At 32.1% G+C, this 14,467-nt stretch carries 15 protein-coding genes and 1 tRNA gene; 10 read left to right on the plus strand and 6 right to left on the minus strand.

The window, feature by feature from the left end:
• The first annotated feature begins 87 nt into the window (after nt 1-87).
• Together BM018_RS04025 and BM018_RS04030 are read left to right on the plus strand one after the other, a co-directional pair.
• A complete protein-coding gene (locus BM018_RS04025; protein ID WP_092318879.1) occupies nt 88-1,203 on the plus strand; it encodes a helix-turn-helix domain-containing protein in 1,116 nt (371 codons plus the stop codon).
• A 17-nt stretch (nt 1,204-1,220) separates the two neighbouring features.
• Complete coding sequence (locus BM018_RS04030) at nt 1,221-1,850, plus strand: CDP-alcohol phosphatidyltransferase family protein (RefSeq protein ID WP_092318881.1); 630 nt, start codon at nt 1,221-1,223, stop codon at nt 1,848-1,850.
• On the opposite strand, the gene BM018_RS04035 is transcribed toward BM018_RS04030, so the two are convergent.
• The gene (locus BM018_RS04035) at nt 1,845-2,393 is read right to left on the minus strand and encodes a tetratricopeptide repeat protein (RefSeq protein ID WP_092318883.1); all 549 of its coding nucleotides are present in this window, start codon (nt 2,391-2,393) and stop codon (nt 1,845-1,847) included. The two genes, BM018_RS04030 and BM018_RS04035, sit on opposite strands and share 6 nt — an antisense overlap.
• Nucleotides 2,394-2,918: 525 nt before the next feature.
• Between BM018_RS04035 and BM018_RS04040 the strand changes: the two genes are divergently transcribed.
• The 4 genes from BM018_RS04040 to BM018_RS04055 are packed head-to-tail and all read left to right on the plus strand — an operon-like array spanning nt 2,919 to nt 7,216.
• Complete coding sequence (locus BM018_RS04040; RefSeq protein ID WP_092318885.1) at nt 2,919-4,604, plus strand: proline--tRNA ligase; 1,686 nt, start codon at nt 2,919-2,921, stop codon at nt 4,602-4,604.
• Complete coding sequence (locus tag BM018_RS04045) at nt 4,594-5,478, plus strand: hypothetical protein (protein ID WP_092318887.1); 885 nt, start codon at nt 4,594-4,596, stop codon at nt 5,476-5,478. Before BM018_RS04040 ends, BM018_RS04045 begins: the two co-directional genes overlap by 11 nt.
• A gap of 7 nt (nt 5,479-5,485) precedes the next feature.
• Nucleotides 5,486-6,259: an exodeoxyribonuclease III gene (locus BM018_RS04050; protein WP_092318889.1), complete on the plus strand. Its 774-nt coding sequence runs from the start codon at nt 5,486-5,488 to the stop codon at nt 6,257-6,259.
• Nucleotides 6,260-7,216 carry a biotin--[acetyl-CoA-carboxylase] ligase gene (locus BM018_RS04055; RefSeq protein WP_092318890.1) on the plus strand — a complete coding sequence of 319 codons (957 nt, stop codon included), beginning with the start codon at nt 6,260-6,262 and terminating at the stop codon, nt 7,214-7,216.
• On the opposite strand, the gene BM018_RS04060 is transcribed toward BM018_RS04055, so the two are convergent.
• Together BM018_RS04060 and BM018_RS04065 are read right to left on the minus strand one after the other, a co-directional pair.
• Nucleotides 7,213-8,430, minus strand: coding sequence for a Crp/Fnr family transcriptional regulator (locus BM018_RS04060; RefSeq protein ID WP_092318892.1), 1,218 nt, complete (start codon nt 8,428-8,430; stop codon nt 7,213-7,215). The two genes, BM018_RS04055 and BM018_RS04060, sit on opposite strands and share 4 nt — an antisense overlap.
• A 39-nt stretch (nt 8,431-8,469) precedes the next feature.
• Nucleotides 8,470-9,723 carry a serine hydroxymethyltransferase gene (locus tag BM018_RS04065; RefSeq protein WP_092318894.1) on the minus strand — a complete coding sequence of 418 codons (1,254 nt, stop codon included), beginning with the start codon at nt 9,721-9,723 and terminating at the stop codon, nt 8,470-8,472.
• 125 nt (nt 9,724-9,848) lie between these two features.
• Here BM018_RS04065 and BM018_RS04070 point away from each other — a divergent pair.
• A tRNA-Leu gene (locus BM018_RS04070) sits at nt 9,849-9,933 on the plus strand.
• 196 nt (nt 9,934-10,129) lie between these two features.
• Here BM018_RS04070 and BM018_RS04075 read toward each other — a convergent pair.
• Both BM018_RS04075 and BM018_RS04085 read right to left on the minus strand, forming a co-directional pair.
• Nucleotides 10,130-10,708, minus strand: coding sequence for a hypothetical protein (locus BM018_RS04075; RefSeq protein WP_159428170.1), 579 nt, complete (start codon nt 10,706-10,708; stop codon nt 10,130-10,132).
• 315 nt (nt 10,709-11,023) lie between these two features.
• A complete protein-coding gene (locus BM018_RS04085) occupies nt 11,024-11,680 on the minus strand; it encodes a hypothetical protein (RefSeq protein WP_092318900.1) in 657 nt (218 codons plus the stop codon).
• A gap of 139 nt (nt 11,681-11,819) precedes the next feature.
• Between BM018_RS04085 and BM018_RS04090 the strand changes: the two genes are divergently transcribed.
• The 3 genes from BM018_RS04090 to BM018_RS04100 all read left to right on the plus strand — a co-directional run bounded on the left by BM018_RS04090 (nt 11,820) and on the right by BM018_RS04100 (nt 13,787).
• Nucleotides 11,820-12,605 (plus strand): hypothetical protein, encoded by a 786-nt coding sequence (locus BM018_RS04090; RefSeq protein ID WP_092318902.1) that lies wholly within the window; start codon nt 11,820-11,822, stop codon nt 12,603-12,605.
• Nucleotides 12,606-12,768: 163 nt separating this feature from the next.
• Nucleotides 12,769-13,473: a hypothetical protein gene (locus BM018_RS04095; protein ID WP_143280407.1), complete on the plus strand. Its 705-nt coding sequence runs from the start codon at nt 12,769-12,771 to the stop codon at nt 13,471-13,473.
• A complete protein-coding gene (locus tag BM018_RS04100) occupies nt 13,470-13,787 on the plus strand; it encodes a glycosyltransferase (protein ID WP_092318906.1) in 318 nt (105 codons plus the stop codon). Before BM018_RS04095 ends, BM018_RS04100 begins: the two co-directional genes overlap by 4 nt.
• A 243-nt stretch (nt 13,788-14,030) precedes the next feature.
• Here BM018_RS04100 and BM018_RS04105 read toward each other — a convergent pair.
• A partial coding sequence (locus tag BM018_RS04105) for a hypothetical protein (protein ID WP_234945097.1) occupies nt 14,031-14,467 on the minus strand: 437 nt, incomplete at its 5' end.

Below are 14,467 nucleotides of genomic sequence, written 5' to 3' on the forward strand. Positions count from 1 at the left end.
ATATTTTTCTATTAAAATAAATATTGAAAAAAAAAATGAAATGTTGTATAATATCTTGTGATATTTTAGTGGATAAGGAACTCTAACGTGCATTCAAGAAAAACATTAGGTCAATATTTAAGAGAACATCGTGAACAAAAAAACATGAGTTTAGATGAAGTAGCTCGTGAAACTAATATAGCAAAAAAATATATCGAAGCTTTAGAGAATGATGAGTATAGTTTTTTTCCTGCTGAGATGTATGTCACAGGATTTTTATCTGCTTATATTGAATTTTTGGAAATTGATAGAGATTTTGTGTTATCAATGTATCAAAGAGTTATAACAAAAGAGCAAGAAGTACCGTTGGAAGAATTATATGCTCTTCATCGAACAGATGGAAAACTGAAAAAAGTTGTTACAATCATTGCTTTAATTCTGCCGATCTTTATTTTGGTTTTGATACTTGTTTTATCCTCATCTAATAAGACAAACATTAAATCTTCGAAAAACGATACAATTTATTCCAATCCAAAAAGTATGGTGTTAGATATAAATGTAGAGGATTTGCCTAGCAATAATGAGTTTACTGTTGGTGTGAACGATGAAATTCGTATTCTTAATAATAATTTGGTTACCATATTAATGTTTTTAGGGCATGGAAAGGCAAAAAATCAAATAGTATTTCGCTTAGGGTCCAATCAATATACTCAAAAAAGTGGAGATATTCTTAATGCTGATCTTACAGGAGATGGTAATAATGATTTAGGTATTGAGTTTATTAATGTTAACGATCAGCAGGTAAGTTTTAGTTTGACAGTAAAAAAACAAAATATTCAAAATGCTCCTTCTGATGGTACTCAAAATTCTAATTTTTCGTTAGCACCTTATATTAATGCCATTCAAAATGAGGTAGTAATTGGACCAGTCAATGGTGTGTCTAAATTTACCGTTAAAATAAATGCTGATCGTCCTGCTTGGTTAGAATATAAAGCTGATAATGCAACTCCTGTTCAAACATTATTAAGTGCTGGTCAAACAACAACTTTTACTTTTACAGATGGTTTAGCATTGTTGCTAGGTAATGCTGGTGCAGTTACTATTTCTTTTGGAGAACTGACTAATGTCATAAAAGGAGGGGCTCCAGGAGAAAGTTCTTATTCTGTTTTTTATAAAAAATTTGATCAAGGATCTTATCAACTATTTCGTGCCCGGTTAAAATAGATAAATAAGGAATCAATATGCCACCTTTTGTTTGGAATGTTCCCAATATTATTACTATATGCCGATTTTTGTTAGTTCCTTTATGTATACTCCCTCTTTTACCTGTTTTTGGTGCTTATACTCCTAAAAAAATGTTGTCTATTTTGATTCTTTATATGATTACGAGTGGTACTGATTTTCTGGATGGATATCTTGCTCGAAAACTCGATCAAAAAAGTAAATGGGGTGAATATATGGATCCCTTAGTAGATAAATTTCTAGTTTGGGGATTGTATGGGGTATTTTTATTTATTCCTAATATGAGAATTCCTATGTGGACATTTTGGGTGATATTTTTTAGAGATATTATTGTTACAGGTCTTAGAAATATTGCAATGAAAAAAAATATTAATTTTTCTACTTCTTTTGTTGCAAAACTAAAGACGAGTATTCAATTAGTAGTTGGTGGTTTATTATTGTTTTTTTTATATATCACTACTTTGAAAGTAGATTTTAATGCTACTACTGATTTTATAAATATTTGGACTGATAATTTAGCATGGCTAAATAATTTACCACAATATTTAATCATACCTACAACAATATTTACTGCTTATACATTATTAGATTATATATTTATATTTATATATAATATGAAAAAATCATGAAGTAATACGTAGTAATCCCTCTTTAGCGATGTTATTTTGAGGATTTAATTTTAATGCACTTTTGAATGCAGCTTCGGAATCATTTATTTCTTTAGAGGATTCTAATACTAATCCTAAGTAAGCATAATAATTTGCTTTAGCATTATTATTATCTGATAATGAAATAGCTGCTTTGAATGCTACTTCTGCTTGACGGTAAAGATTTAACTTAAGAAGAGCTAATCCTAGTCTGTTATAGCTTGTAGCACTACGGGGATTTAACCAGATAGCTTTTCTGTAGACACTGATAGCTCTTCTAATGTCATTTGCATTTGTGTAAGCATTACCCATTGCTGTATAGATACTAGCTTTTTCTCCAATATTTTCGATAGCTTTATTCCCAATTTCTGTTATTTTACTACTATTTTTTAGAGAATTGATATATTCTATATAAGCTTCCAGATTTTGAGGATTACGTATTATTTGTTTTTGAAAAACATCTTCATTCATTTGAGCATAAATGCTCATCTTTATTGTAAATATAAGAAATGCAATACGAATCATACTATTTCCTTATTTTTTGCGATTGGATATATTCAATTATTTTCTATGTGAATAAAAATTTTATTTTTATAATAATAGTTAAGCTCATGATGGAATTCAAATCAAAAATAGTTTCTTATTCTAAGAGTATATATATCATATCATATTTCTTTGGGTTAGTCAAACATTTTGATTTTTTCTTGACAAAATATACTATTTGCTCTACAATGAGCTTGCCGCCTTTACACCTTGATCATTGAACTTTCCTTTGTTTTTTATGGATGCGCAGCACTACCGCACCTCTAATTAGTATAATGCCTACAGAGGCTCGTACGTTCTTTAGGGTGCGGTATGTGGTATCGAGATCGTAAAGGTGGCAGCGTACAGCCCTGTGGGCTTTTTATATAAATATCATGGTTTTTGATTTTCATGTTTCATAAAATATCAAAAATTATATCTTTAAGCATTTGCATTTTTTAATCTTGCATTGTCAGAGAAATAATATTATAATATTTTACCCTCTTTGAATTAAAATAAGGAGCCATTATGTTATATTCCCGATCTTATATTTTTACTCAGAAGGAATCTCCCCATGATGCCGAAATAGTAAGTCATAAATTAATGCTAAAAGCTGGACTTATTAGGAAATCAGCAGCTGGATTGTATACTTGGATGCCTCTGGGTAAGAGAGTTTTGGATAAAGTGATTAAAATTGTTAAGCAGGAAATGGATAAAACAGGAGCTCTTGATATTTTGCCACCTTTTGTGACACTTGGGGAATTATGGAAGGAATCTGGCCGTTGGGATATTATGGGCCCAGAAATGTTGAAAGTAAAAGACCGTCATGATCATGATCTTGTTTTAGGACCGACTCATGAAGAAGCTTTTACAGCTATTGTCCGCGAGACAGCGCAATCTTATAAAGATTTTCCTGTCATGCTCTATCAAATCAATACAAAATTTCGTGATGAAATCCGGCCTCGATATGGAGTGATACGTTGCCGCGAGTTTATTATGAAAGATTCGTATTCGTTTGATATTGATGAAGATGGTTTAAATCACAGTTATCAAATGATGAGAGCGGCATATCTCAATATTTTCAGAAAAATAGGCTTGAATGTGGATCCCGTTTTAGCTGATTCTGGTAATATGGGAGGTACAGGGTCGGAAGAATTTATGGTTCCTAGTTCTGTTGGTGAGGAGGAAATTGTTCGTTGCGAATGTGGTTATGCAGCTAATGTCGAACGTGCGGAATCTGTTATTCCTTCTGTGGAAACTTTAGAAGAAGAACCTTTGCAAAAAATTTCTACTCCTAATATTAAGACAGTTCAAGAACAAACTCAATTTTTAGGAATTGATGCGTCTTATTTTATTAAATCTATTGTCTATGAAGCTGACGACCGTTTGATTATGGCATGTATAAGAGGTGATTTGCAAGTATGTGACTCAAAATTAAAAAAACTGCTCCAGGTACAAGAATTATCGTTAGCTGATCCTCAACGTGTTTATTATGAGTTAGGTGTGCCTGTTGGATTTCTGGGTCCTGTTGGCCTTAATATAGAAATTGTTGGAGATAACAGCATTTTGAATTTGAAAAATGCGGTGACTGGAGCAAATCAAAAAGACTGGCATTATCAGCATGTTTCGGTTGGGCGTGATATAACATTTTCTAAGACAGGTTCTTTTTATACTGTTGATAAAAATCATGGTTGTATTTATTGCGGCAAAAATAGTTTGGAAATCTATAAAGGAATAGAAGTTGGTCATATTTTTAAGCTAGGATATAAATATTCTCATTCTATGCAGCTTTCTGTATTAGATCAACGTAATCAACAAATTTATCCCCTGATGGGATCTTATGGGGTGGGAATTGGGCGTACTATTGCTGCAGTCATTGAGCAAAATGCCGATGAAAATGGGATTCGTTTTCCTCTTTCTATAGCTCCATATTCTGTTATTATTGTACCGACAGTTCACGAATTTATGGATATAGCATTTCAGTTTTATCACAAATTGCAAAATTCAGGCATTGAAGTTTTATTAGATGATAGGGATGAAAGGCCTGGTATTAAATTCAAAGATGCTGATTTATTAGGCATTCCTGTCCGTATTACTATAGGTAGAACATGGAAAGAAGAGAAAAAAATGGAAATAAAATTACGTTTGACGGATGAAATTTTATTGTTAGACGAACATCAAACTCTAGAAATGGTGAAAAATCTTGAGAAATAATATATTATCTATTGGATATATTTTGTTTTTTAGTATGAATGCTGTTAATCATTATAGTTTTTATAATATTGTTGGAGACGTGCCTTTTCAATATGAGATTGTATATAAGGGAGAATTAATTTTAAGCGGCCGATATGTTAATATTACCAACAAAAATGCTTGTTTTAGTTTCGATTTTGTGATTCAAACCAGTGATGAGACAGTTTCTGCAGAACAATTGGTAGTTAATTGGGATTTTTCGGGATTAAAGTCTCATAATATTTCTCCTTTATTCAGTAAATTATGGAATGCTGCTGCTTTTCGTGTGAAGAATAACCTTGCTTATTCGGTCATGTTACAGTCTGATAATATTTTGTCTTTTGATAAAAAAGGGCAAATAAATCCTGCGGGTTATTTTTTGGAGATAGTACTGCCTATTATAGATTTTAAAAATAATGTGAGATCCTATTCTTATCAATTTGGTTATACAAATGCGTTTGGAGAAGAAAGGAATGTTGATTTTACTGTAAATGGTTGGAATTTTTTTATTGCGGGTGCTCCTGATGATACGGATACTTTCGATGTTTTTCTTGCTCAAGACAGGCTTGTGGAAGAAATTTATACTATTTATGAGAAAAAAAATAAAGATAAAAATCCGACATTATTTTGGTTGCAGACAACAAAATCTGATGTTGGATCAAGTTTTCTGCAGAAGATGAATACCAGTTCGACAATAGGGATGTATATCATCAATTTGGATGAAAGGTTAGTGGAGCAAGCTTATATCTTAACAAAAATGGAAGTAATACTACCATTTATTACAGATGTGGCATATACTCCTATTAAGGTGGAGTTGGATGGAGCGTTTACGTTAAGACAAAAAAATGTGAATTGAGGGTGATATGAAAAAAATGATTTCGTGGAATGTTAACGGCATTCGAGCTATTGCTCAAAAAGGTTTTCTTAGCTGGCTGTATGATTTGGATCCTGATATTGTTGGGCTGCAGGAAATAAAGGCAGAAGAAACCCAATTGGAAGAAGAATTGCTTAATCCCACGGATAGGAACAGTTATTGGAATTCCTCACGTACAAAAAAGGGATATGCAGGAACAGCTGTGTTCAGTAAGATAAATCCTGTGAAGGTTGAATATGGATGGGGACAAGAAATTTTTGATCTTGAAGGGAGAACGATTATGCTGGATTTTGAGAGTTTTATTCTCTTTAATATTTACTTTCCTAATGGCGAAAGATCTCCCGAAAGACTGCAATATAAGCTGGATTTTTATAATTCTTTTTTAGAACATGCTGTTGAATTGAAAAAGCAAGGACGAAGTTTAGTGATTTGCGGAGATGTAAATACAGCTCATACAGAAATAGATTTAGCGCGTCCTAAAGAAAATCAAAAAACTTCTGGTTTTTTGCCAATTGAAAGGGAATGGATTGATCGCTTATTAGCTGCTGGGTTTATCGATACTTTTAGGTTTAAGCATCCGAGTGTTCGTGACAAATATTCGTGGTGGAGCTATAGAGGCGGTGCGCGTCAACGAAATGTAGGTTGGAGAATTGATTATTTTTTCATTAGTGAAGATTTACAGTCTAAACTTGTAGATGCTTTTATCTTAGATCAAGTCACCGGTTCTGATCATTGTCCTATAGGGATAGTATTGGATATTTAAATGAATATTCAATCTTTGAATCCTGTGTTATTAATGTTGTTGCAGTATCAAAAAGGTATTTCTCAGGCATTTTTAATGCAACAGCTTGGGATTTCTGATTCTGCTATTGCTATTAACATAAAAACATTAAAAGATCAGGGTTATGATATTCAATATGCTAACGAAAAATTTATTTTAATAAATCCTTTACCTTTTGTTTTGATTCCAGAGAAAATAAAATTAAATATTCCTCAGAATAATATACCGGAAATTTTGTTTGTTGATCGATGTACATCTACTAATATTATAGCTAGAGATTTATTGTCGAAATTTTCTTCGTTTTTTTTAATAGCAAGAGAACAATATCGAGGAAAAGGCAGAATGAATCGGACCTGGGAAATGCAGAAAGATAAAGATTTAGCGTTGAGTTTCGGATATCATACAGATATACCTCATTCTTATTTTTTTTCTTTGATTCGCGTTGCGGCTTTAGCTGTCTATAAAACTTTGAATGCATTTGGAATTTCATGTTTTGTGAAATGGCCTAATGATATTATTGATGGAGAAGGTAAAAAAATTTGTGGTATTTTGGCAGAAATAATTAATGAAAGTAATATAAATTCTGTTGTCATAGGAATTGGAATTAATGTAAATAGTAATTTTTTACCTGATTATGCTGCATCTATTTATCAAATTTTAGGTAAAGAAATAGATATTAATAAATTTGCAGGTCATCTGATTCTTACTATAAATAATTTTTATTCTGAATTTCCGCAAAATGAATCATTAATTATACAGCAATGGCAAAACTATTTAGCTTGGCTTGGTGAGAAGGTTATTTTCCAAATAGATGATCAAAGTTTTTGGGGTATTTTCAAGGGCTGCACTAAAGAAGGCGCATTATTATTGGAAATAGATAAGGAAATTCAAACATTTTATGTTGGTGATTTATATAATATAAAATTAAGAAAACCTTAGAGCTGGGTGCGTTTTTTAGGTTGAGAAGTCAGTCTTCCAGATAAAGTCATAGCACTTCTAATATTGTAGACATCTTGAGAACATAATTTTCCCTCTTTTATATCTAATGCTGGATCATTAGCTAAAATTTGGTTAATTATTTTCTTTCCAACTGCTGTATCAAGCCCAATAAATTGTAAAATTTCTTCAGGTGACATTTCAAATACATAAGTTAATCCTTTTTGCAAAGGAATATGATTTTTTTGTAAAAGTGTTTGAAGAGCGTCATAAATTTTTGTTACGGGATCTGTTATTAATTGATTTGCCAATCTTTTGTTGACCAACCATATGCGGTCTGATAATAATTCTATGATACGGCGAGCAATTTCAGGATACGTTTTGATATGGGTTTCGAAATTATTTTTATTAATTCGCAGAACAGTAACTGTGCCTGAAGCAATTGCTGAAGCACTTCTTGGACTGTTTTCTAAAATAGCCATTTCGCCAAATATGTCTTTTGATTTCATAATGCCTAGTAGAATCTCTGTTCCTTGGATTACTTTTGTAATTTTTACTTGTCCATCTAAAATAATATATAAATCTTTACCTTCTTCCATTTCTATGAAAATCGGGGTTTCATTTTGAAATATTTCTTGTATGCCATGGATGCTAGGGGCAATATCTTGCATATTGAAATTAAGAAGTTCCAATTGCTGGCGGACCGATTGTAGATCGCTAATATGAGGGCATAATTCTAAATATTTAGTATAAGCATATCCAGCTAAATTACGTTGTCCATTATCGCGATAATATTCAGCTACTCCTAAGAGATTACAGGGGGTGTCTACTTGAGGTTTTTGCTGAAATGTAAGATGTTCAATAGTTGCATTATATTTTCTTAATCGATTCGAAAAATAACGAATGATTTTCATGGCAATAGGAGACATTTGCTTTATTAAAACTTCAAATTGATCATATCGTACGGCAATAAGTGACGTATCTTCAAGTACTCTGATGCTTGATACATGAGGTCTGCGGCTCATACAATCGAGAACTCCAAAAAAATCTCCTGCTTCGAGAATCAAATCTTCTTCGCCAGTCAATTCGTTAAGCGGATTATCTTCGATTACTTTTCCTGATCGAATAATATAAAATTCTCCACTATCTGCTTGTTCTTCGACATATACGTAAGCACCTGCGCGATAATTAATTGTTTTAAATTTAATAGGTTCCATTACTGCTCCTACAGGACTTAAGAAATTAAGAATATAAACTTAGTTATATATTGGAAATGATGCACATAATTCTTGTACTTCTGCTTTTATAGTGTTTAATGTTTGAGTATCAGCTTTTGAACAAATTGCTTTATCCAGCCATAATACTATTTGCTGCATTTCTTTTTCTTTAAAACCTCTTGAAGTAACAGCCGGACTACCAATTCTAATTCCTGAAGGCTGCATTGGAGGGGCTGTGTCATAAGGAATAGAATTTTTATTAAGCGTAATGCAAGCAGTATCCAATGCATTTTCTACTTGTTTGCCATTAAGTTCTTTGTCTCTTAAATCTATGATAGATAAATGATTATCAGTACCTTTGGTAATTACTGAATATCCTAAATCATACATTCCTTTTGCTAAGGCTTGTGAATTTCTGATAACTTGTTCTTGGTAAGTCTTGAAAGAGGGGTCCAATGCTTCTTTAAATGCGATAGCTTTTGCCATGATGACATGCATTAAAGGGCCACCTTGTATCCCTGGAAAAATAGCTTTATCAACTGCTCTGGCGTGATCTTGTTTGCATAAAATGAGTCCTCCGCGTGGTCCTCGAAGAGTTTTGTGAGTTGTTGATGTTACTATATCAGCATAAGGAACAGGGTTAGGATGCAATCCAACAGCAACTAAACCAGCAATATGAGCCATATCTACTAGTAAGAAGGCTCCTACTTCATCTGCGATCTCTCTAAATTTGTTGAAATCAATAATTCGTGAGTACGCAGATGCGCCGGCAATAATCATTTTTGGTTTGATTTCTTTTGCTTGTTTTAGGATTGTGTTATAATCCAAAAGGAATGTTTGAGGATCAACATCGTAGGCATAGGCTTTGTAATTAAATCCGGAAAAATTCAGGTGGAAACCGTGAGTTAGGTGTCCTCCCGCATTTAAGCCCATACCCAAAATAGTATCCCCGGGTTCTAAGAGAGCAGTAAATGCTGCCATATTAGCTTGAGATCCGGAATGTGCTTGTACATTGACATGTTCTGCGTTAAATATTTTTTTTGCTCGGTTGATAGCTAAATTTTCGATTTCGTCGGCAAATTCACAACCTCCGTAATATCTTTTTCCAGGATATCCCTCTGCATATTTGTTAGTAAAAATACTGCCTTGTGCAGTAAGTACGGCCTTTGAAACGATGTTTTCTGAAGCAATTAATTCTATTGAGTTCTGTTGCCTTTCAAGTTCTTGAGATAAAGCACGATAAGCATCTGGGTCATGTGCTTCAAGAACTGAATCTTTTAAAAATAATGCCATATCGTTTCTCCAACATGCTTTTTATAAAATTATACATTTTTTCTGTTAAAAGCACAAATTTTAAGCAAGAAATATAAATTTTATTTGACAAAAATATAAAATTTAATGTATAATTTTATATTAATGCCCAGGTGGTGGAATTGGTAGACACGCTAGCTTGAGGGGCTAGTGGCCGTTTAGGTCGTGCAGGTTCGATCCCTGTTCTGGGTAAGCCCACTGGAGCTTCAAGAGACGAGCAAATATAGAAGATACCTATGTTTGCTTTTTTGCTGTATATAATATATAAATTGAAATTAATTCTTATGAATTGATCAAAAAATAGTTTGTTATTTGTTAAAATGTTTGTTTTGACATTGTTAAATAACTCGAGAAACATGAAAAATAAACTAAAATATTTGATTTATTTTTACAACAATGCAGTTTTATATTTTTGTGTGATATATCCTGTAGAAATAAACAAAATTAACGTGTTGATAAACGTTAAAGTGCCACCATGGATGTGATAATGTATTAATGCTGGTCGCGGAAATAGAAAATGAAACCCTAGAAACCAAATAATATATATACTAACTCCAATAATAATATTTTTTAAGGTATGGTAAAATTCAGAATTGAAATTCATTTTTCTCCCTATTATTACCCAATAAATAGAAGACATTAAAATTAGAATATACAACGGAATAAATAAAAACACTTCAATCATTTGTCTGGTTATTTTCGAAGTTTTAATATTATTTTCTATATGTGGGAAATAATATTCTATCCATAGCCAAGGTGTTAGGTGATTAAATTGAAAAAGACGATAAATTTTACCTATGGTTCTTATGAAAATGGTTTTAAATTCTAATCCTGCGGTATTAGATGTACTAAGCAACCGTTTGAAGTTTGATGGAGGCGTAATTCCTGACCATAATTCTGCTTGTTTCATTTCTGTCAGGTAGAATGGAATAATTGAAAATAGAGATAATAATCCCAAAATTGCCAAACGTAAAATGCTGGGTTTAAGAGTCCTAATCAAAGAAAGAAAGAAAGCTGTGAATCGGATTTTTTGACTGCATTGACGATATTTATGTAAAACATTAATCCTATCGATAATGCCCATGTGAAAATAAGGGGAAATTGTATATTATCTTTTATAAATAATACATTCATAATAATAAAACCTAATGAATAAAAACCAAAATTTTTCCACGTGAAATTTTTACTGATAGGAATATAAAAGTAGATAATATATGCAAAGAAATACAGAGAAAAAACAGTTGAATGATTGGGAATAAGCGTCAAAAAGAAAGGTTGAGGATTAAGTAATAGCGGCTCCTGTGAATAAAGCAGTAATTCTACCTAAACGTTTGTATACAGCTATATAAAATAAAATGTATCCTATGATTAAAAAGAATCCTGAAAAATAATTAAGTTTGGTAATGAATTCTGCTAATTCTATTTCTTCATTTGAGTTACTGATATGCTTGAGTTTTTCTGGAATTAGCGTGTAGATTATTTCTGCACTGTTATTTGCTACAGAAAAATAGTGGGATTTATAATCTAGATTAGTAATAATTTTTCTATTTTTAGTGACTTTACAGGCTTCTTCACCCCAGTAACCAGCTTCATTATATCCCATATTTGAAAGATGCTTGCCTGTTTTGACAGCGCGGTAAATAGGACTCATTGTGTGATTATATGTAGCAGTATCAAAACGTGATGCATATAAGTCTGCAAAATTTAAAGCAACTTTCCCTTGATGAAGATAGTTATTAGAGGCTTGGTAAAATGATGTTTTTTGAGGATTTTTTAAATAATATTCGTTGAAATATAGCGAGGTAACATCAAAATATTCATTAGCAACAGGAATAGCATTAGGTCCTTTTTGTATTTGAGGGATGATGCCGATCATCATTATTAAACATAAAATCGTGAAAATAATAGCATCAAGATAGAATTGTTGTCTTTGTTGCATGATAGATCCTTAGCAATTTTTTTATTATAAAGTATTTTTTATAATTTTGCAATACCCGTAAGTCGCAAAGATCCAATGAATAATTGCTTTATTTTAGGACATAGTATATAATGGTTGATATTATTATCAGGGGCAAGGCATGCAAAAAAAATATTGGTTTCATTGTTTACTGTTTTTGTTGATTTATACACTCTTAAATTTTTATCAGCTGCCTGTATTATTAAAAGAAGTAACAGGACGTGCTCATCATCCGGATCAATTTGTTCAAGGGAGCGCTTATTTTAATGAAGCCATTTTTAATCTGTCAAAATTTGATCATATTAATCTTCAAAATTTTTATAATGTTGTTAGTGCAGATTCTTTGTACCTTCATAATTACGACTTTTATACGGATGCCCATTTTATTGCTTCCGTATATCAGGCAATTACTACAGGCCGTGATATTAAAAAAGAAAATGGATCTTATAATTTTGCTGGAGGTCGTGGCTTAGTTGATTTTAGAGATGAAATAGTATCTAATAATAAATTTATACCTACTAATGAAGAAGTGAAAAATATGGTAGGTTTATATGCTACGGCATATAATAATATTGCTAATCTTATCTATACAGTTCTATCCCCCCCCCCCCCCCCGGATAACTATGTATTAACCGATCAACAAAAAATAGAACTTTCTCAGCGAATGACACGTCTTCATCAATTTAAAATTTTTATTCATGGAGTTTCATGGTCTTTGTTGATGTTTGCTGTTGCAGTTAGGTTTAATCTTGTTTTTGCTTGGATTATTGCTCTTGTTGTATTATTTTTCCCTGGTACTCATCGTCACAGTATTATCTGGGTTCATGCGTTTACTATTAATGGGTTTCTGCCAGCTTATATTCTATATTTTTATCCTTATATTCAATTGGGAGAATATCAAAAGTAAAAAAAGCGTTGATTTTTGCCGGATTTTTGGGGCTGCTTACTATACTTTTTTCTTTATAGGACCTATATATTTTATATTTATACCCTTGCCTGTCATCTTAACAATGATCCTTTTCCAAGATATTTTTTATATTTATAATCATATAAAATCAAAAAATAGCTTAATGTTGTATGCCCGTCAACTGCTATCCCGTTATTTCATATTGGCTATATCAGTACTTTTTGTATTTGTTTTGATTCATATATCCGAATGGAACGAAGCCAAGCAAATGCTACCACAATTAGGATCTCGGTCAGCAGAGTATGATGAAAAATACTATATTTATCAAAAACAATTGGAGAATTACTTTAACATTGCCGAGCGAAGTAAAAATTCTACTTTGTCTATGTCCGTAGCAATATTAAGAAAAGAAGGTGGTAATTTAGAAGATTATAATGTTTATCATTCTCCTAAGATGTTTTTAAAGAATTTTTATTACATTGTAGAAAATTATATGTTATATCCAGGATGGATGCCTCATTATCTTTTGTCATCGTTTTTTAGGGACTATTCATGTTATTTATTGTTTCCTCCAGTACAAATATTATGGTTTTTGGGAACTCTAAATAATTTAAATCTTTTTTTGATTTTTATCATATTATTTTTATTTCAATGGCAGAAACTTTCGGAAAGCCGAGTTCTTAATATAATAGCACTAAGTCCTTTAATCATTTATAGTGTATGGCTTGCTTTTATGTTTATGCTGAATCCTTATTTATACGGTCATTTTGAAATTTCTAGTATGCCTATTATGCTTTTAACTTTGCTTATTGTGGGAACCAGCTGCTATTACGCTATGGCAATTTACTATCATGGAAAAAGACAATGAAACCTTTAATATCAATAGTTTGTCCGGTTTATCATAAAGAAGAAATTGTCAGGACTCATTATGAAGAATTAAGTAAAATTGCTTTGGAAATAGCAGATAGATATGATGTAGAATTTGTATATACAGATAACTGTAGTGTAGATAAAACCTTAAGTATTTTATCAGAAATAGCACAATGTGATTCACGAGTTCGAATTTTTAAGTTTTCCCGGAATTTTGGGCACCAAAATTCTATTTTCACTGCCTATTGTAAAGTACAGGGCAATATGGCGATTAATTTTGATGCAGAGTTCAAGATCTACCAAGCTTGTTGACTGTTATGTTGGAACAGTGGGAAAAAGGATATAAAATCGTGTATAGTATCAGGTAGAGAAGAAAAGAAAGTTGGATTATACAGAATATATGTAAATTGTTTTTCATGATACTAAAAGATATAGAAAAAAGTAATGTAGTTATAGCTATTAGTATCCTATCTGGCCAAAGTGTGTGTTTGGGGGTCATCCAGTTTTCTCTCTTAAAATATAACAGCTCCCATTTTAGGGAGCTATATTTAAAATTTATTTTCCGAAGAGAAAAGAATAATGGACTTTCCCATACATTCCTGATCCTATAATTCTTGTGTGGTCGATTCCGAGACTTAATCCTAACATATTTCTGTTGAGCTGGCCCCAGAGGGTATCCCCGTAACGGCCACCTATGTAAGCATCTTTGGAAAATTTTTGTTCTATGTCGAGGGTTGAACCGATGCCAAGGCTTTTGAAATACTTTTTCTTTTCTTTGTTGAAATAAATGGGTTTTTTGAGGTTGACGAGGCTTTTAATCTTGCCAAATCCGATACCGACACTTCCTGTGTGCTTCCAACTTTGGTACCCGAAAAATCGATAATCCCAGCTCCCATAAAGGTTTAAGAGCCATTTGTTTTCAATAAAATTATGCACCGTTACGCCGACGGTTAAATCCTTGCCCATTGTTCCCACATTGATGCCCAGGCCTG

This window comes from Brevinema andersonii (assembly GCF_900112165.1).
Classification (GTDB): Bacteria; Spirochaetota; Brevinematia; order Brevinematales; family Brevinemataceae; genus Brevinema; species Brevinema andersonii.

Excerpts from the sequence above, each read along its gene's own strand:
- BM018_RS04050 (WP_092318889.1), top strand. The coding sequence starts at position 5,486 with ATGAAAAAAATGATTTCGTGGAATGTTAACGGCATTCGAGCTATTGCT.
- BM018_RS04090 (WP_092318902.1), top strand. The coding sequence starts at position 11,820 with ATGCAAAAAAAATATTGGTTTCATTGTTTACTGTTTTTGTTGATTTAT.
- BM018_RS04065 (WP_092318894.1), bottom strand. The coding sequence starts at position 9,723 with ATGGCATTATTTTTAAAAGATTCAGTTCTTGAAGCACATGACCCAGAT.
- BM018_RS04030 (WP_092318881.1), top strand. The coding sequence starts at position 1,221 with ATGCCACCTTTTGTTTGGAATGTTCCCAATATTATTACTATATGCCGA.
- BM018_RS04100 (WP_092318906.1), top strand. The coding sequence starts at position 13,470 with ATGAAACCTTTAATATCAATAGTTTGTCCGGTTTATCATAAAGAAGAA.
- BM018_RS04035 (WP_092318883.1), bottom strand. The coding sequence starts at position 2,393 with ATGATTCGTATTGCATTTCTTATATTTACAATAAAGATGAGCATTTAT.
- BM018_RS04095 (WP_143280407.1), top strand. The coding sequence starts at position 12,769 with ATGTTGTATGCCCGTCAACTGCTATCCCGTTATTTCATATTGGCTATA.
- BM018_RS04060 (WP_092318892.1), bottom strand. The coding sequence starts at position 8,430 with ATGGAACCTATTAAATTTAAAACAATTAATTATCGCGCAGGTGCTTAC.
- BM018_RS04055 (WP_092318890.1), top strand. The coding sequence starts at position 6,260 with ATGAATATTCAATCTTTGAATCCTGTGTTATTAATGTTGTTGCAGTAT.
- BM018_RS04040 (WP_092318885.1), top strand. The coding sequence starts at position 2,919 with ATGTTATATTCCCGATCTTATATTTTTACTCAGAAGGAATCTCCCCAT.
- BM018_RS04085 (WP_092318900.1), bottom strand. The coding sequence starts at position 11,680 with ATGCAACAAAGACAACAATTCTATCTTGATGCTATTATTTTCACGATT.